General features: G+C 73.8%; 15 protein-coding genes. 6 read left to right on the forward strand and 9 right to left on the reverse strand.

What is annotated here, in order from left to right:
- Positions 1 to 41: 41 nt before the first annotated feature.
- The 3 genes from AC4IHM_RS26360 (at position 42) to AC4IHM_RS26370 (ending at position 5,697) form a co-directional block, all read left to right on the forward strand.
- A complete protein-coding gene (locus AC4IHM_RS26360; protein WP_490869472.1) occupies positions 42 to 3,602 on the forward strand; it encodes a DNA polymerase III subunit alpha in 3,561 nt (1,186 codons plus the stop codon).
- The gene (locus AC4IHM_RS26365) at positions 3,599 to 4,567 is read left to right on the forward strand and encodes a DNA polymerase Y family protein (protein WP_490869473.1); all 969 of its coding nucleotides are present in this window, start codon (positions 3,599 to 3,601) and stop codon (positions 4,565 to 4,567) included. The genes AC4IHM_RS26360 and AC4IHM_RS26365 overlap by 4 nt, the downstream gene beginning before the upstream one ends.
- A gap of 266 nt (positions 4,568 to 4,833) precedes the next feature.
- The gene (locus AC4IHM_RS26370) at positions 4,834 to 5,697 is read left to right on the forward strand and encodes an esterase/lipase family protein (RefSeq protein WP_490869474.1); all 864 of its coding nucleotides are present in this window, start codon (positions 4,834 to 4,836) and stop codon (positions 5,695 to 5,697) included.
- A gap of 73 nt (positions 5,698 to 5,770) precedes the next feature.
- Here the strand turns inward: AC4IHM_RS26370 and AC4IHM_RS26375 are convergent, their stop codons facing one another.
- Both AC4IHM_RS26375 and AC4IHM_RS26380 read right to left on the reverse strand, forming a co-directional pair.
- Positions 5,771 to 6,847 (reverse strand): lytic polysaccharide monooxygenase auxiliary activity family 9 protein, encoded by a 1,077-nt coding sequence (locus AC4IHM_RS26375; protein ID WP_490869475.1) that lies wholly within the window; start codon positions 6,845 to 6,847, stop codon positions 5,771 to 5,773.
- A gap of 246 nt (positions 6,848 to 7,093) precedes the next feature.
- On the reverse strand, positions 7,094 to 7,228 hold the full coding sequence (locus AC4IHM_RS26380) for a hypothetical protein (protein ID WP_386513902.1): 135 nt from the start codon (positions 7,226 to 7,228) through the stop codon (positions 7,094 to 7,096).
- Between the two features lie 151 nt (positions 7,229 to 7,379).
- On the opposite strand from AC4IHM_RS26380, the gene AC4IHM_RS26385 reads away from it, so the two are divergent.
- The gene (locus tag AC4IHM_RS26385) at positions 7,380 to 7,997 is read left to right on the forward strand and encodes a class I SAM-dependent methyltransferase (protein WP_490869476.1); all 618 of its coding nucleotides are present in this window, start codon (positions 7,380 to 7,382) and stop codon (positions 7,995 to 7,997) included.
- A 35-nt stretch (positions 7,998 to 8,032) separates the two neighbouring features.
- On the opposite strand, the gene AC4IHM_RS26390 is transcribed toward AC4IHM_RS26385, so the two are convergent.
- The gene (locus AC4IHM_RS26390) at positions 8,033 to 8,557 is read right to left on the reverse strand and encodes a ribonuclease FAU-1 family protein (RefSeq protein ID WP_490869477.1); all 525 of its coding nucleotides are present in this window, start codon (positions 8,555 to 8,557) and stop codon (positions 8,033 to 8,035) included.
- Positions 8,558 to 8,628: 71 nt separating this feature from the next.
- On the opposite strand from AC4IHM_RS26390, the gene AC4IHM_RS26395 reads away from it, so the two are divergent.
- Entirely contained in the window at positions 8,629 to 8,997 is a 369-nt protein-coding gene (locus AC4IHM_RS26395; RefSeq protein WP_490869478.1) for a GntR family transcriptional regulator, read from the forward strand.
- A 25-nt stretch (positions 8,998 to 9,022) separates the two neighbouring features.
- On the opposite strand, the gene AC4IHM_RS26400 is transcribed toward AC4IHM_RS26395, so the two are convergent.
- From AC4IHM_RS26400 to AC4IHM_RS26420, 5 genes are all read right to left on the reverse strand, one after another.
- Positions 9,023 to 9,814, reverse strand: coding sequence for a DUF72 domain-containing protein (locus tag AC4IHM_RS26400; RefSeq protein ID WP_490869479.1), 792 nt, complete (start codon positions 9,812 to 9,814; stop codon positions 9,023 to 9,025).
- A 20-nt stretch (positions 9,815 to 9,834) separates the two neighbouring features.
- On the reverse strand, positions 9,835 to 10,929 hold the full coding sequence (locus AC4IHM_RS26405; protein ID WP_490869480.1) for a DUF5925 domain-containing protein: 1,095 nt from the start codon (positions 10,927 to 10,929) through the stop codon (positions 9,835 to 9,837).
- Between the two features lie 127 nt (positions 10,930 to 11,056).
- Entirely contained in the window at positions 11,057 to 11,869 is an 813-nt protein-coding gene (locus AC4IHM_RS26410) for a polysaccharide deacetylase family protein (RefSeq protein WP_490869481.1), read from the reverse strand.
- On the reverse strand, positions 11,862 to 12,872 hold the full coding sequence (locus tag AC4IHM_RS26415; RefSeq protein ID WP_490869482.1) for a glycosyltransferase family 2 protein: 1,011 nt from the start codon (positions 12,870 to 12,872) through the stop codon (positions 11,862 to 11,864). Before AC4IHM_RS26415 ends, AC4IHM_RS26410 begins: the two co-directional genes overlap by 8 nt.
- Positions 12,869 to 13,747, reverse strand: coding sequence for a glycosyltransferase family 2 protein (locus tag AC4IHM_RS26420; RefSeq protein WP_490869483.1), 879 nt, complete (start codon positions 13,745 to 13,747; stop codon positions 12,869 to 12,871). Before AC4IHM_RS26420 ends, AC4IHM_RS26415 begins: the two co-directional genes overlap by 4 nt.
- A 622-nt stretch (positions 13,748 to 14,369) precedes the next feature.
- Here AC4IHM_RS26420 and AC4IHM_RS26425 point away from each other — a divergent pair.
- Positions 14,370 to 15,176, forward strand: coding sequence for an SGNH/GDSL hydrolase family protein (locus AC4IHM_RS26425; protein WP_490869484.1), 807 nt, complete (start codon positions 14,370 to 14,372; stop codon positions 15,174 to 15,176).
- Here the strand turns inward: AC4IHM_RS26425 and AC4IHM_RS26430 are convergent.
- Entirely contained in the window at positions 15,146 to 16,786 is a 1,641-nt protein-coding gene (locus AC4IHM_RS26430) for a serine/threonine-protein kinase (RefSeq protein WP_490869485.1), read from the reverse strand. The genes AC4IHM_RS26425 and AC4IHM_RS26430 overlap by 31 nt on opposite strands.
- Positions 16,787 to 16,839 lie beyond the last annotated feature (53 nt).

Genomic DNA, 16,839 nt, shown 5'->3' on the forward strand with positions numbered 1-16,839 from the left:
GTGTTCGATAAGGCGTCGGGTTCGGAGATCGGGAGGTGCGTGTGCCGGGTTTCACGCATCTGCACACCGCCTCCGGGTTCTCCGCCCGATACGGCGCCTCCCACCCGGAGCGGCTGGCCGAACGCGCCGGTGAGCGGGGCATGGACGCCCTCGCCCTCACCGACCGCGACACCCTCGCGGGCGCGGTCCGCTTCGCCAAGGCCTGCGCGAGGGCGGGCGTCCGTCCGCTGTTCGGCGCCGAGCTGGCGGTGGCCGCCCCCGGGCCCGAGGCGGAGCGCACCCGGACCTCCGTACGCCGGGGCCGGCGCCGCGCCCCCGTGCGCGGAGGTGCCTTCATCGACGAGTCGGCACCGCGGGTGACCTTCCTCGCCCGGGACGGCGCACGCGGCTGGGCCGACCTGTGCCGGCTGGTGACCGCCGCCCACACCGCCCCCGACACCCCGCTGCTGCCCTGGGCCGCCAACCACGCCGACGGCCTGACCGTCCTGCTCGGCCCCGATTCCGACGTCGGCCGCGCCCTCGCCGCCGGGCGACCCGACCGCGCGGTGCGGCTCCTCGCCCCCTGGCGGGAGGTCTACGGCGACGCCCTGCGCCTGGAGGCCGTCTGGCACGGCCGCGAGGGGACCGGCCCCGGCTCCCTGCGCCTGGCCGCCCGTACCGTCGGCTTCGCCGCCGAGCAGGGCGTCCGGCCGGTGCTCGGCAACGCCGTACGCTACGCCGACCCCGGCCAGGGCCAGGTCGCCGATGTCCTGGACGCCGCCCGCCGGCTGGTCCCGATCGGCGCCATGGGGGAACCGGACTCCGGCGAGGCCTGGCTCAAGGGCGCGGGCGCCATGCGGCACGCCGCCGAGCGGATCGTCGAGGCCGCGGGCTTCCGGCGCGAGACCGCCCTCAGCCTGCTGGAGCAGACGCAGTCGACGGCCGCCGCGTGCCTGGTCGACCCCGAGGACGACCTCGGCATGGGCGCCGTCCACTTCCCCGAGCCGCACCTCGTCGGCGCCGGCCGCCGCACGGCCCAGCGCGCGCTCGCCTCCCGGGCGGCGGCGGGGATGGTGCTGCGCGGCTACGACCGGGCGCCCGGCGCGCGGGACTACTGGGAGCGGATGCACCACGAGCTGGACATCATCGCCCACCACGGTTTCGCCTCGTACTTCCTCACCGTCGCCCAGGTCGTGGACGACGTACGCGACATGGGCATCCGGGTCGCCGCGCGCGGCTCCGGCGCGGGCTCGCTCGTCAACCACCTCCTCGGCATCGCGCACGCCGACCCGGTCGCGCACGGGCTGCTGATGGAGCGCTTCCTGTCCAAGGAACGGGTCGTGCTGCCCGACATCGACATCGACGTGGAGTCCGCGCGCCGCCTGGAGGTCTACCGCGCGATCATCGGGCGCTTCGGCACCGAGCGGGTCGCCACGGTCGCCATGCCGGAGACGTACCGGGTGCGTCACGCCGTCCGCGATGTCGGCGCCGCCCTGTCCATGGACCCGGCCGAGATCGACCGCGTCGCCAAGTCCTTCCCGCACATCCGCGCCCGCGACGCCCGCGCGGCGCTGGCGGAACTGCCCGAACTGCGGGAGCTGGCGGAGGAGTCCCGGCGGGACGGAGGGGGGAGGTACGGGAAGCTCTGGGAGCTGGTCGAGGCCCTTGACGCCCTCCCGCGCGGCGTCGCCATGCACCCGTGCGGAGTGCTGCTGTCGGACGCCTCCCTGCTCTCCCGTACGCCGGTCGTGCCGACCAGCGGGGAGGGCTTCCCGATGGCGCAGTTCGACAAGGACGACGTCGAGGACCTCGGGCTGCTCAAGCTGGACGTGCTCGGCGTGCGGATGCAGTCGGCGATGGCGCACGCGGTCGCCGAGGTGAAGCGGGCGACGGGCACCGAGGTCGACCTGGACTCCGTACCGCAGGACGACCCGGCGACGTACCGGATGATCCGCTCCGCCGAGACGCTGGGCTGCTTCCAGATCGAGTCGCCGGGCCAGCGCGACCTGGTCGGCCGGCTCCAGCCGGCCACCTTCCACGACCTCGTCGTCGACATCTCGCTCTTCCGGCCCGGTCCGGTCGCCGCCGACATGGTGCGGCCGTTCATCGAGGCCCGGCACGGGCGGGCGCCGGTGCGCCACCCGCACGAGGATCTGGCCGGGCCGCTGGAGGACACCTACGGGGTCGTCGTCTTCCACGAGCAGATCATCGACATCGTGGACATCATGACCGGCTGCGGACGCGGCGAGGCGGACCGGGTGCGGCGCGGGCTGTCCGACCCGGAGTCGCAGGGGCGGATCAAGGTGTGGTTCGCCCAGCACGCGGCGGCGAACGGATACGACGCAGAAACGATTCAGCGCACCTGGGGGATCGTCGAGGCCTTCGGCAGCTACGGCTTCTGCAAGGCGCACGCGGTCGCCTTCGCGGTGCCGACGTACCAGTCGGCGTGGCTGAAGGCGCACCACCCGGCCGCCTTCTACGCCGGCCTGCTCACCCACGACCCCGGCATGTACCCCAAGCGGCTGCTGCTGGCGGACGCGCGGCGGCGCGGGGTGCCGATCCTGCCGCTGGACGTGAACAGGTCGGGGGTCGCACACAGGATCGAACTGGTGTCTGAATCAAGGGGGTCGCGGTCCCGGAAGCCCGCCGCGTGGGGCCTGCGCCTCGCCCTCTCGGACGTGCACGGCATCAGCGAGGCCGAGGCGGAACGGATCGCCGGGGGACAGCCCTACGCCTCCCTGCTCGACTTCTGGGAACGGGCCCGCCCCAGCAGGCCGCTGGCCGGGCGGCTCGCCCAGGTCGGCGCGCTGGACGCGTTCGGCGCCAACCGCCGCGACCTGCAACTGCACCTGACCGAGCTGCACCGCGGCGCCCGCGGCGGACGCGGTGGCCAACTCCCCCTGTCCGGCGGGCGGAAGACCGCCCCGGCCGGACTGCCCGACCTCACCTCGGCGGAGCGGCTCAGCGCCGAACTGGGCGTGCTGTCCATGGACGCCTCGCGCAACCTGATGGACGACCACCGCGCCTTCCTGAACGAGCTGGGCGTGGTCTCGGCCAGGCGGCTGCGCGAGGCCGGGCACGGGGAGACGGTGCTGGTCGCGGGCGCCAAGGCGGCCACCCAGACACCGCCGATCCGCTCCGGCCGCCGGGTCATCTTCTCCACCCTGGACGACGGCTCGGGCCTGGTCGACCTCGCCTTCTTCGACGACTCCCACGACGCCTGCGCCCACACCGTCTTCCACTCCTGGCTGCTGCTGGTGCGCGGAGTGGTGCAACGGCGCGGCCCGCGCAGCCTCAGCGTGGTGGGCTCCGCCGCCTGGAACCTCGCCGACCTGTTGGAAGTACGCCGGGAGGAAGGGCTGGAGGGCGTCGCGACCCGGCTGGCCGGGGCGGGCGGAAGCCGGGGTGACGATCCCGGGGGCGGCCCGGCGCGCCGCCGCCTCGCCGGTTCGGACGGGCGGCCCGCGCCGGCCGGCTCCGCGGCCCGGGACCCGATGGAGCAGCGGACGATCCGCATGTCCACGGGGTACGAGATGCACCCCTGGGCCGATCTGCGCCCCGCGGGCGAAGGGCCCGCGGTGGGAAGGAAGTTGTGGCACCAGAGTCCGGGGAGTGCGGGATGACGATTCTCTGCGTACGTTTTCAGCCGCCGCCGACGTGCGAGGCGGCCCTGCCTCGGCTGCTCGGCCTGCTGGAGGAGTTCACACCGGTCGTCGAGGCGTTGCCGCCGGACGGCGCGCTGGCCGATCTGCGCGGCGCCGAGCGGTACTTCGGGCGCGACGCCGTGGAACTGGCCTCGGTGATCCGCGTCCGCGCCCTCGCGCTGTACGGCGTCGACTGCGTGATCGGCGCCGGTCCCGGCCCGATGCCGGCCCGCATGGCGCTGCGGGACGCCCGGCCGGGGCTGCCCTGCGCGGTACCCGAGGGCGGGGTGCGGGAGTTCCTCGCCGGGAAGCCCGTCGCCGCGCTGCCCGGCGTCGGCACCGCGACCGCCCGCCTCCTGTGCGAGTACGGCCTCGACACCCTCGGCCGGGTCGCCGCCGCGCCCCTGTCCACGCTCCAGCGCCTGGTCGGCGCGCGGGCCGGCCGCGAACTGCACGAGAAGGCGAACGGCGTCGACCGCGGCCGGGTCGTCCCCAACGGCGTCTCCCGGTCCCTGGCCACCGAACGCCCCTTCACCCGCGACGAGCTGGACCCCGGCCGGCACCGCCGCGCCCTGCTCTCGGCCGCCGGGGAACTGGGCGCCCGGCTGCGCGCCGTGGACAAGGTGTGCCGCACCCTCACCCTCACCGTCCGCTACGCCGACCGGTCGGCCACCGTGCGCAGCCGCACCCTCAAGGAGCCGACCGCGCACTCGGCGGCGCTGACGCGGGCCGTATACGACATGTACGAGGCGCTCGGCCTCCAGCGTGCCCGGGTCCGCGCGCTCGCCCTGCGCGCCGAGGGCCTCACCCCCGCCGAACAGGCCTCCCATCAGCTCACCTTCGACCCCGTGGACGAGAAGGTCCGCCGCATCGAGGAGGTCGCGGACCGCGCGCGGGCGAAGTTCGGACCGCGGGCGGTGATGCCGGGGTCCCTGGCCGCATGAGACTCCCGCGGGTCGGCCGGCCCGCGGCGACGTGCTCGGCGGGAGTGCCTGTCGCGGGTCGCGCCCAACGGGCCCGTGCGGTCCGCCTGGTGACCCTTTATCACCTGCGGTGCGACCGGCGTCGGTTGTCGCCGGGAGTTTTTACCGACGCGTAACTTCACGATTGGACTACTCGCCCGTAACTTAATGGGTGAACAGCATCCCGTGATCCGGATCACAGGGCGTCCTGTCGTCGTAACTCCCTTGAGCCGCAAGGAGATCACTCGATGCTGCCCTGGAGACGAGTGCTCAGACCGCTGACCGCGCTGCTGCTGGCCGCCGCCGTCGCTCTGGTCCCCGCCACCACCGTCCATGCCGCCGACGCGCGACCCAGCTCCGGCTGGAACGACTACACCTGCAAGCCCTCGGCCGCCCATCCCCGCCCCGTCGTCCTGGTCCACGGCACCTTCGGGAACTCCGTCGACAACTGGCTCGGCCTCGCGCCCTACCTCAAGGCCCGCGGCTACTGCGTCTTCTCCCTCGACTACGGGCAACTGCCCGGCGTCCCGCTCTTCCACGGCCTCGGCCCGGTCGAGAAGTCGGCGGAGCAGCTCTCCGCCCACGTCGACAAGGTGCTCACCGCGACCGGCGCAGCCGAGACCGACATCGTCGGCCACTCGCAGGGCGGCATGATGCCCCGCTACTACCTGAAGTTCCTCGGCGGGGCGGGCAAGGTGAACGCCCTCGTCGGCATCGCGCCCAGCAACCACGGCACCACGCTCTCCGGCCTCACCAAACTGCTGCCGTACTTCCCCGGAGTGGGAAACCTGCTGACCGAGGCGACCCCCGCGCTGGCGGACCAGGTGGCCGGTTCCGCCGTCCTCACCAAGCTCAACGCGGGCGGGGACACCGTGCCCGGCGTCCGCTACACCGTCCTCGCCACCAAGTACGACGAGGTGGTCACCCCCTACCGCAGCCAGTACCTGAGCGGGTCCGGCGTGCGCAACGTCCTGTTGCAGGACCTGTGCCCGCTCGACCTCTCCGAGCATGTGGCGATCGGGCTGTTCGACCGGATCGCCTTCCACGAGGTGGCGAACGCGCTCGACCCGGCGCACGCCAAGCCCACCACCTGCGCCTCGGTCCTCGGCTGACCCGCGCACCGGGCGGGGGCCTGTCCGGCCTGAGCCGCCGGACAGGCCCCCGCGTCACCCCCGTGGTCCGAGGTCAGCGGACGTGCCGGCCACCGGTCAGCGCCCGCCGGCGCACCGACGCGAACAGCGCGGCCGCGCCGAGTGCCAGGGCCGCGGCGCCGCCGACGGCGAGGTAGGGCGTGCTGCCGTCCCCGCCGGTCTCGGCGAGGTTCTCGGTGCCGGCGCCGGCCGCCCTGACCTCGTTGGGCTCTCCGGCGGCGGGTGTCGCGTCGCCGGCCGGGGCCCCGGCCGGCGTCTCCTCCGTCGCCCCGTCCTGGGCGGCCGGGTCCTTCGGGTCGGTCGTGGTCGCGGCGTCCTGGTCGCCGTGGCCGTGGTGCTCGATCGTCGACTTGCCGGCCGCGGCCGCGATCTGCTCCTCGGACGGCGTGGAGGCCGTGGGCGCGGGCGCGGCGCCACCGGCCGCCTCCCCGCCCGCCCTGTCGCCGCCCGCGGCGCCGCCGGCAGCACCCCCGAAGGAGACGTCGGAGCAGGAGTAGAACGCCTCCGGGCTGTCCGAGCGCTGCCACACCGCGTACAGCACGTGCTTGCCGGAGCGCTCCGGGAGGGTGCCCGAGAAGGTGTAGAAGCCGTCCGAGGCGACCGGGTCGGTGGCCGTCGCCACCGGGGCGGACAGGTCCAGGTCGCCCCAGCCCAGCGGCCCCGCCGGGTCGAAGCCCGGCTTGGTGATGTACACCTGGAAGGTCCCCTTGTGCGGGGCCGTCACACGGTACTTGAAGGTGTACGAGCCGCTGCTCACGCCGGTCGCGGGCCAGTCGGCGCGGGCCAGGTCCATGCCCTTGAAGGCCGGGTCGTTGGCGCTGCACAGCTTGCCGTCCGGGATCAGCTCCTGGTGCTTCCCGGCGGCGTCACCGATGCGGATGCCGTTCCAGTCGTAGAGCGCCTGCGTGCCGCCGGCCGCGACCGCCGCCCTGCACGCGTCGGACCGCGGGTTCTCGGGGCCCTCGGCGTGGCACTGCGACACCCGGCTGACCGGGTCGCCCATCGAACCGTGCGCCGACGCGGGGGCGGCGGCCAGCGTGGTCAGGGCGAGCGGGGCGAGACCGGCGACGGCGACGGCGACGGCCCTGCGGGACGCGGACGGTGCGGGCATGGGGGATCTCCTCGAGACGGTCACTGGGAACGCGGGGACTTGGGCCGGACCCCGTGGGGGTGATCAGCAAAGTAGCCCCGAGAAACCGTGAAATCGCCTGCTGGAGACGGAGGATGGCGATCCTTATGGCCGCGTTAAGGGAGTGCTCAGGCTGCGCTGAGGTAGATACCGTTCACGAGCGGACCGGGGTGGTGGTGCCGCCCGCAAGCGGGCTGCTCTGACGGGTCTCATGACGTGACCGGTCCGTCAGTTGTCCGGCCACCACGTGCGCGCGATGTCCTTGCGGACCTCCGGGCGGCCCGAGGGGCGCTCGTCGACCTCCTCGCGGACTCGGCGGGCGTCGGTCTTCTTCAGGGGCTTCTGCACGGTCAGACGGCGCATGGCTGCCTCCTTACGGATCCACCGGGTTCCGCGTTCTCACGGAGGTAGACCCATTCCCCGAGACTCGCTCATCGAAGCATCCCTGTCAGTGGCGGTTGTCACGTTCCCCTGTCCCGACTCCGTTGTCAGTGGTGCCTGTCACCCTGGGCGCATGGACAAAGACAGTGATGGGAGGACCACGTCGAGTGTCGACTGGGACGCGGCGGCCGCCGCCTTCGACGACGAGCCGGACCACGGTCTGCGCGACGCCGAGGTGCGCCGGGCCTGGGCCGACCGGCTGCGGGCCTGGCTGCCCGCGCGGCCCGGCGACGTGCTCGACCTGGGCTGCGGCACCGGCAGTCTGTCGCTCCTCGCGGCCGAGCAGGGACACCGCGTCACCGGTGTCGACCGGTCCCCGGCCATGGTGGAGGCCGCCCGCGCGAAGCTCGCCGGCCGTGACACGGTGTTCCTGATCGGTGACGCGGCGGCACCGCCCGTGGGGGAGCGGCGCTTCAACGTCGTTCTGGTCCGGCACGTGCTGTGGACGCTGCCCGACCACGACCGGGTCCTGCGGCACTGGCGGGAGTTGCTGCGCCCCCGCGGCCGACTGGTCCTGATCGAGGGCCGGTGGGGGACCGCCGCGCCGACCGGCATACCCGCCGCCCGCCTCACCGCCCTCCTCGCCCCGATCGCCGCGCGGGTGCGCGTGGAGCGGCTGTCGGACGACCCGGCGCTGTGGGGCCGGGAGGTGACGGACGAGCGGTACGCGGTGGTCGCACTGCCCGAGTGAGCCGGGCCGCGCGGCGGGGCGGCGGGTTCGGGGTGTCAGGTCAGCAGGTCGGTGAAGGCGTCCGTGCGGGCCAGTCGCTCCAGTTCGTCCAGTGCGGCCACGGCGGCGGCAGCGGCGCCGGGGTCCCGCTCCGACAGGCCGCTCTCGGCGAACTCGTCCTCGTCCAGCCGCCGTACGTCCCCGCCGTCCGCGGAGCGCCACAGGTCCAGGTCGAGATCCTCGACGACCAGTTCCGCGCCGGTCAGGACGGCGGGGCGGGTGATGTCGCAGTACCAGCCCTTCAGCACACCGGCCGCGGTCTCGACCTCCTTCACGCAGTACCAGCGGTCGCGCCAGTAGTACTCGGTGAACACGTCCCCCGCCTCGAAGCGCACGAAGCCGAAGTCGCGGACGCCGGCACCGGCCCACGCGGCGCGCACGGCGAGGCGGGTGCCGTCGTCGTGCAGCAGCTCACCGGGGTACCGGATCTTGGTACGGCCCGCCTTGACCAGGACGACATCCACCCCGGCCGCCGCGTCATCAGGGTCGTCGGGGCGCGGCTCGCGCGCAAGAACGGTCATGAGAGCGCACGCTACGGCGGGCGGACGGTCGGATGCCTCTTGTTTTCCCGGGGATACGGGACAATCGCCGAGTGACCTTGAAGATTCACATCGACGACGGCGCCCCGCCCTACGAGCAGGTGCGCGCGCACATCTCCGAACAGGCGCGGTCGGGGGCGCTGCCGGTCGGCTACCGGCTGCCGACCGTGCGCGGACTGGCCGAGTCCCTGGGGCTCGCCGCGAACACCGTCGCCAAGGCGTACCGCGCGCTGGAGGGGGACGGGGTGATCGAGACGCGCGGACGCAACGGAACGTTCGTCGCCGCCGCGGGCTCCGCGGCGGAGCGGGAGGTGGCCTCCGCGGCTCAGGGCTACGCCGAGCGGGCCCGGCGGCTCGGGGTGACGGAGGCCGACGCGCTCGGCGCCGTGCGGGATGCCCTGCGGGCGGCTTACGGGAAATGAGCGTCCGGGCGTGGGTGCGTCGCGCTCACGCCGCGGAGCCGCGCGGCGGCTCAGCCCCGTGCCCCTCGACGCGCGTCCGGGTGACCGTCAGGTCCGAGGTCCGGGCCAGTCCGGCGAAGGCCTGCGCGTCGTGGACCGCCGCCGCGTTCGGGTCGTTGTTGAAGTACGCGTACACGTCCTGCCGGGGCCAGGTGTCCCGGATGCGCCGCACCCATGTCGCAAGGGACCGGCGGCCGTAGCGCGGCCACGGGGCGGCCCGGCCCTCGTGGAAGCGGACGTAGCCCCAGTCCGCGGTGCGCCACAGCGGGGTGGCCGGACGGGCCCGTACGTCCGCCCAGCACAGGGCCGCGCCCCGGGACACGAGAACCTCCCGCACCCCGGGCGTCCACCAGGACTCGTGCCTCGGTTCGACCGCGACCCGCGTGCCGGGCGGGAAGCAGGCGAGGCAGGCGTCGAGGAGGCCCGCGTCGGCGCGCAGCGTCGGCGGCAGTTGCAGCAGGACCGGGCCGAGGCGGTCGCCCAGGCCGGCCGCGTGGGTCATCAGGCGGTCGACCGGCTCGGCCGGGTCCCGCAGCCGTCTGACATGGGTGAGATAGCGGCTCGCCTTGACCGCGACCACGAAGTCCGGCGGCACCCGCTCGCGCCAGGACTCGAAGGTCTCCCGCGCCGGCAGCCGGTAGAACGCGTTGTTGATCTCGACCGTGGCGAAGGCGTCCGTATACCGCTCCAGCCACAGCCGGACGGGCAGACCGGGCGGGTAGAGGGCCTCCCGCCAGTCCCGGTACTGCCAACCGGAAGTGCCGACGAACAGGGTCATACCCCCATCAAAGCACCGGACTACAGATACAGCCCGGCCTCCGCGCCGTCCCGCGGCTCAGGCAGCGCGGTCGGCGAGGTGCCCCGGCGCAGCGCGTACAGCTCCGCCAGCGTGGCGCCCTCGCGGCCCACGCCCTCCTCGGTGCCGAGCCAGTCCACCGCCTCCCGGCGGGTCAGCGGGCCGACCTCGATGCGGGCCAGGCAGCGGCCGGGGCGGACGACGGCGGGGTGGAGGCGCTCCAGGTCCTCGTTGGTCGTGACGCCGACCAGCACGTTGCGGCCCTGCCCGAGCAGTCCGTCCGTGAGGTTCAGCAGCCGGGAGAGGGCCTGCCCCGCCGTGTGCTTGGCCTCGCCGCGGATCAGCTCGTCGCAGTCCTCCAGCAACAGCAGCCGCCAGCGGCCCTTGCCCGCCGCGTCCTCCTCGCCGATGGCGATGTCCATCAGATAGCCCACGTCGGAGAAGAGCCGCTCCGGGTCGAGGACGCAGTCCACCTGGCACCAGTCCCGCCAGGACCGGGCGAGCGTGCGCAGCGCGGAGGTCTTGCCGGTGCCCGGCGGACCGTGCAGAAGCAGCAGCCGGCCCGCGATGTCCTCGGGGGTCGTCTTCATCAGGCCGTCCATCGCGTCCGCGACCGGCGCGGTGTAGTTGGCCCGGACCTCGGCCCAGGTGCCCGCGGAGATCTGCCGGGTGGTGCGGTGCGGGCCGCGGCGCGGGGAGACGTACCAGAAGCCCATCGGCACGTTCTCCGGCTGCGGCTCGGGCTCGTCCGCCGCTCCGTCGGTCGCGTCGCCGAGCACCTTCTCGGCCAGGTCGGCGCTGGTCGCCGTCACCGTGACGTCGGCGCCCCGGTTCCAGCGCGAGATCAGCAGCGTCCAGCCCTCGCCCTCCGCCAGCGTCGCGCTGTGGTCGTCGTCGCGGGCGATCCGCAGCACCCGCGCGCCGGGTGGCAGCAGCGTCGCGCCGGAACGCACGCGGTCGATGTTCGCCCCGTGCGAGAACGGCTGCTCGCCCGTCGCGAAACGGCCGAGGAACAGCGCGTCCACGACATCGGCCGGGGAGTCGCTGTCGTCGATATTGACCCGGATCGGCAGGGCTTCGTGCGGATTCACGGACATGCGGCCATGATCCGGCACCCGGCCGCCGCGTGCACCTGGTTTCCCCGGCGCACGCGGCGCACGCGGCGCACGCGGCGCACGCGGCGTACACCGGCACGGACGGCGGCGGACGGCGGCGGCCGGCGGTTCAGGCGCCGGCCTCCGGCGCCCGTAGCCGCCCCCGTACCTGCCGCGCCCTGCGGAGCACGGCGTACCCCTTGGTGAGGGCGCGGTCGCGGACGAAGGTGCGGGCGATCGCGCGGCCCTCGACCAGCCGGGCGAACTCGTCGAGCCCCGTGGCGCGCCGCACCGTGACCCGCCGCAGGGCGTAGGGGCCCTGGGCGCGGCGGGCCAGGCCGTTGCCGACGGCGAGGGCCTGCGCGTACCCCGTCTCGCGCACCGCCCGCCGCACCCGGCGGTCGGAGTATCCGTAGGGGTAGGCGAACGAGGCCGGTACGGCGCCCAGTTGGTCGGCGATGATCTCCTTGCAGTGGATCAGCTCGAACCGCAGCCGCTCCTCCCCGAGCTGGTCGAGCTGCGGATGCGTGTGGCTGTGCCCGCCGATCTCCACACCGGCGGCGGCCAGTTCGCGGACCTGGTCCCAGTCGAGCATGGCGTCCGGGGCGCCGCCGGTGTCGTACGGCCCGCGCAGCCAGCCGGTCGAGACGAACAGGGTGGCCGGGAAACCGTGCCGGGCCAGGGCGGGCAGGGCGTGCCGGCGCACCCCCTCGTAGCCGTCGTCGAAGGTGATGAGGACCGGCCGCCTCGGCAGTGGCCGCCCGGCGCGCCAGGCGGCGGCCAGCTCCGCCGTGCCGACCGGGGTGCGGCCCCGGTCGGCGATGGCCGCCATCTGCTCGGCGAAGGCCTCCGGGGTCACCGACAGGGCGCGGGTGGCGTCCTTCGGCTCGGCCGCGACCGCGTGGTACATGAGGATCGGCACGCGCGCGTCGGCCTCAGCCATGCGCGCCCCCTCCGGCCGGCCCGGCCGGCGCCACCGGGAACGTGGTGCCGCCCCGCCGCGCCCGTACGCTCCCCACCACATAGCCGCCCGCCGCCGTGAGCACCCCGGCGACGATCGCGCCCGCCCGCCCCGCGCCGCCCGGCCGGGCCAGTACGGCGTCGCGCAGCCCGCGCACCACGCCGGCCGGCAGCACCCGGGTGGCGTACCGGCGTTCGGACTCCAGGCCCTTGGCCGCGCCGACACTGCGGGCCACCAGGGCCTTGGACAGCCCCTCGGCGTAGGCGCGGGTGCGGAAGTAGCCGAAGCGCTCGCGTACTTCGGGCACCCGGTGGTGGATCACCGCCCGGTCGTCGATCAGCAGTACGGCGTCGGGCCGGGCGCGGGAGAGCCGGATGCACAGCTCGGTCTCCTCGCAGCCCAGCGGGCGCCGGTCGCCGTCGCGTCCGATGCCGGTGGCGAAGCCGCCCGCCGCGTCGAACGCCGCGCGCCGGAAGGAGGCGTTGCCGCCGAGCACGTTGCGCACCCGGACCCGGCCGGGCGGCAGACCGCGGTACGTGCAGCCCACCACCCAGTCGAACTCCTCCGGGAACCAGTCGGGCCGGCGCCCCGACGCCCAGAGGGGCACCGTGCGCCCACCGACGGCGACGACCGCCGGATCGGCGTACCCCTCGGCGAGATGCCGCAGCCAGTCGCGCTCGGCCACGGCGTCGTCGTCGAGGAAGGCGATCACCTCGCCGTGCGATGCGGCGATCCCGGTGTTGCGGCCGGCCGACAGGCCGCGGGGGCCCGCGTTGGCGAGCACCCGCACGTCCCCGCTCTCCGCGTATGTTTTCGACAGCCGCTCCCGCAGCGCCTCGTTGTGGTCGACGACCAGCAGTGTCTCCCGGGCCGGGCGGGACTGCGTGCGCACCGAGGAGACCGCCGCGAGGATGTCCTCCCAGCGGTCCTCGGTGTAGACGCAGATCACGACGGAGATCGTGGGGGAGGCGGCGGAACCGCTCAAGACGCCTTCCCCCGCACGGAACCCACCGACTCCACCGAGCGGGCCGCGCCCACGGAACCGACCGGGCCGAGCGTCGGCGAGTGGGTACGGCTGCTGCGCAGCGCACGCCGGTTGGAACGCTCGCCGAGGATCACTCTGAGCACCCGCAACCCGTCCCGCACGGCCCGCAGATTGCTGACGCCGTGGATGCGCAGGTACTCGTGGCTGGGTATCTCCTGCACCTTCAGACCGGCCTTGACGACCCGGATGTTCATCAGGGTCTCCACCTCGAAGCCGGTGCAGTCGAGGTCGATCTTGTCCAGGCAGTGCCGCCAGAACGCGTTGTAGCCGTAGCACAGATCGGTGTAACGGGCGCCGAACTTCCGGTTGACCACCGCGCACAGCGCGCGGTTGCCGAGCTTGCGGATGAAGGTCATGTCGTCGGTGCCGCCGCCGTTGGCGAAGCGCGAGCCCTTGGCGAAGTCCGCGCCCGAGACGAGGGCGGAGACGTACGACACGATCTCCTGGCCGTCCGCCGAGCCGTCGGCGTCGACCATCACGACGATGTCCCCGGTGCACGCCTCGAAGCCGGTGATCAGCGCGTCCCCCTTGCCCTTGCCGCGCTGTTCGACGACCTTGACGCCCGGCCACAACTCCCGGGCGACCGCCACGGTTTCGTCGGTGGAGTTGCCGTCCACGAGGACGACCTCGTGGACCCAGTCGGGCAGCGTCTTGAAGACGTAGGGAAGGTTCTCCGCCTCGTTCATGGCGGGTATCACCACGCTCACCGGCGGTGCGATCGCCAGGTGCGAGGAGACGGGCCGGTACTTACCGGCGGGTGACGGGCCGGCCGGCGGATTGCCGCCCGCCGACGCCGGCTGCAGAACTGAGCGCATGAGTCTGGTCCCTCTCGTCCGGCGGACCGCCCGCCCCAGGGGCGGTCCGGCTCTGTATCCGGTTCGAAAGGGGGGTTCTCACCCACGGCGCGCCGGGAGCGGACTCCGTGCGTGCCAGGTGAGTCGGCAAAGCCTGTCGGCGCCGGAAAGAAAACGGCAGCCGACCGCGCGGCGCGGCCCGGTCACCCATGCGGTCACCGAGCACGGCACCCCCCTACCGCGCGTCCCACCCCGGTGCGCCGCGGCATCGAGCCCTCCCCTGAGCCGCTTGCCGACGTACCGATGCGGGAGATGTATGACGGTATTGACGATTGAACCCGTATGGCAAGACCTGGAACCAGGCCTCACGTTTTTGTTGGTTTTGCCGTCATCTGTTCTTCTCGGGGTGCCGATTTCGCGCGGTGTGGGTCCCCCGGACCGTTCCGCTTTGCCCCCCGAAGCCCAAGATGCCGGGCCTCAATGTGGCGCAGCCCGCCACGGAGCGTCAAGGGCGCACCGGCGCACCCGCTGACTTTCGTCCGAATTTGAATGATCGTCAGTTCTTCTTTTGGCATGCACACTTCCGGTCAACGCGCGTAGGTGCTACCACGGTTGTGGCAGAGATCCTGCTAAGGGAGGTTCCATGAGACGTTTCCGACTTGTCGGCTTCCTAAGTTCCGTACTCCTCGCCGCCGGCGCCGCCCTCACCGGGGCCGCGACCGCTCAGGCGGCCCAACCCGCCGCGGCCGACGGCTATGTGGCGCTCGGCGACTCCTACTCCTCCGGGGTGGGAGCGGGCGGCTACATCAGCTCGAGCGGCGACTGCAAGCGCAGCACGAACGCCTACCCGTACCTCTGGGCCGCCGCCCATTCACCCTCGTCGTTCGACTTCACCGCCTGCTCCGGCGCCCGTACGGGTGATGTTCTCGCCGGACAGCTCGGCCCGCTCAACTCCTCCACCGGCCTGGTCTCGATCAGCATCGGCGGCAACGACGCGGGCTTCGCCAACGTCATGACGACCTGTGTCCTGCAGTCCGACAGCTCCTGCCTCTCGCGGATCGCCACCGCGAGGGCCTACGTCGACTCGACGCTGCCCGGCAAACTCGACGGCGTCTACTCGGCGATCCGCGCGAAGGCCCCGAACGCCCGCGTCGTCGTCATCGGCTACCCGCGCTTCTACCGGCTCGGCGCCACCTGCGTCGGTCTCTCCGAGACCAAGCGGAAGGCGGTCAACGAAGCCGCCGATCTGCTCAACACCACCCTCGCCAAGCGCGCCGCCGACCACGGCTTCGCCTTCGGCGACGTGCGTTCCCCGTTCACCGGCCATGAGATCTGCTCCGGCAACTCCTGGCTGAACAGCGTGAACTGGCTGAACATCGGCGAGTCGTACCACCCCACGGCGGCCGGCCAGTCCGGTGGCTATCTGCCGGTCCTCAACGGCGCAGCCTGATCCGAAGCGGAAGGAGAAGAGGAGGAGGGGGAGGCCTCGCCGGTCGGGGCCTCCGTCTCCGTCTCCGTCTCGCAAGTCAGGGAGAACGCCACCGCGTTCGACGTGGCCTCCACCGGAGCCCGCACCTCCACACGGACGGCGCCCTCGAAGCCACCGCTGTCCTCGTTCGCCGTCACCACCACGGTGTCCCGACGCGAACGCTCCCCGTCCGACGGGAAGGACAGCGTCCGCCACCCCGGGTCGGAGACCGACCCGTCCTGGGTCACCCAGCGGTAGCCGACCTCCGCGGGCAGCCGCCCCACCGTGAACGTCGCCGTGAAGGCGGGCGCCAGGTCGTGCGGCGGGGGACAGGGCCCCGCGTACTCGGTGTGCGCGCCCACCACGGACACCCGCACCGACTGCGGCGGGGGACTGCCGCTCCCGGTGCCGTGGCCGCCGGACCCGGTCGAGGGAGCCGGCTGCGCACCGCCCTCGGTCCCGCTCGACTCGGCCGAACCCGCCCCGGGATCCCGGCTGCCGCCCGAACCCTGCGTCCCGCCACCGCCGTCCGAGCGGTTCAGCAGCCCGTACGTCAGCCCGGCCAGCGCCAGCGCGAGCACGGCCAGCCCCACGACCAGCACGGTACGCGCCCGCCCGCGCCGGCCCCCGGACGCGCCGGGCGCGGAGGTGTCCGAGGCCTCCGGCACGGGCATCGGGGGCGTCGGCGCCGCGGCCGGACCGTGGGGGAGCGCGACCGTCGGGGCGTACGCGCCGGACGGCGCCCCCTCCGCGCCCGGTGTGCCGCCCCCGGCGGCCACGAGCCGCAGTTCCCGCTCGGCACGCTCGGCGGGAAGCCGCTCGGCCGGGTCCTTGCGCAGCAGGCCCTCGACGACGGGCGCGAGCGCACCGGCCCGGCGCGGCGGCGGCAACTCCTCGTCGACGATCGCCCGCAGCGTGCTCAGCGGGGTGTCCTGACGGAAGGGCGAGACACCCTCGACCGCCGCGTACAGCAGCACGCCCAGCGACCACAGGTCGGACTCGGGACCTGGCGTGCGGCCCAGGGCCCGCTCCGGGGCGAGGAATTCGGGCGAGCCGATCACCTCGCCGGTCATGGTGAGCGCCGAACTGCCCTCGACCGTCGCGATCCCGAAGTCGGTGAGGACGACCCGTCCGTCGTTCGACAGCAGCACATTGGCCGGCTTCACGTCCCGGTGCAGCACCCCCGCCGCGTGCGCGGCCCGCAGCGCGGCCAGCACCTCGGCGCCGATGCCCGCGGCGCGGCGCGGCTCCAACGGACCCTCGGCGTCCAGCAGATCGGCCAGGGACACCCCGCGGACCAGCTCCATCACGATCCAGGGGCGGCCCTCGTCGGTGGCCACGTCGTACACCGTGACCACGTTGCGGTGCGCGACCCGGGCGGCGGCCCACGCCTCGCGTTCCAGCCGGGCGTACAGCCGCCGCACGTCGGACTCCGGCAGACCGGCGGGCGCCCGCACCTCCTTGACGGCGACCTCGCGGTGCAGCACCTCGTCGCGGGCCCGCCACACCGTGCCCATGCCGCCCTGGCCGAGCGGGGACAGCAGACGGTAGCGGCCGGCGACCAGGCGCTCACCGCCGGGTTCCTCGAACACCGGCGCCCCCTTCGGCGTCTCGCGCGGACAGTGCCCGGGAACGGGCCGTGTCC

The sequence above is a fragment of the Streptomyces sp. SL06 genome, assembly GCF_058244745.1.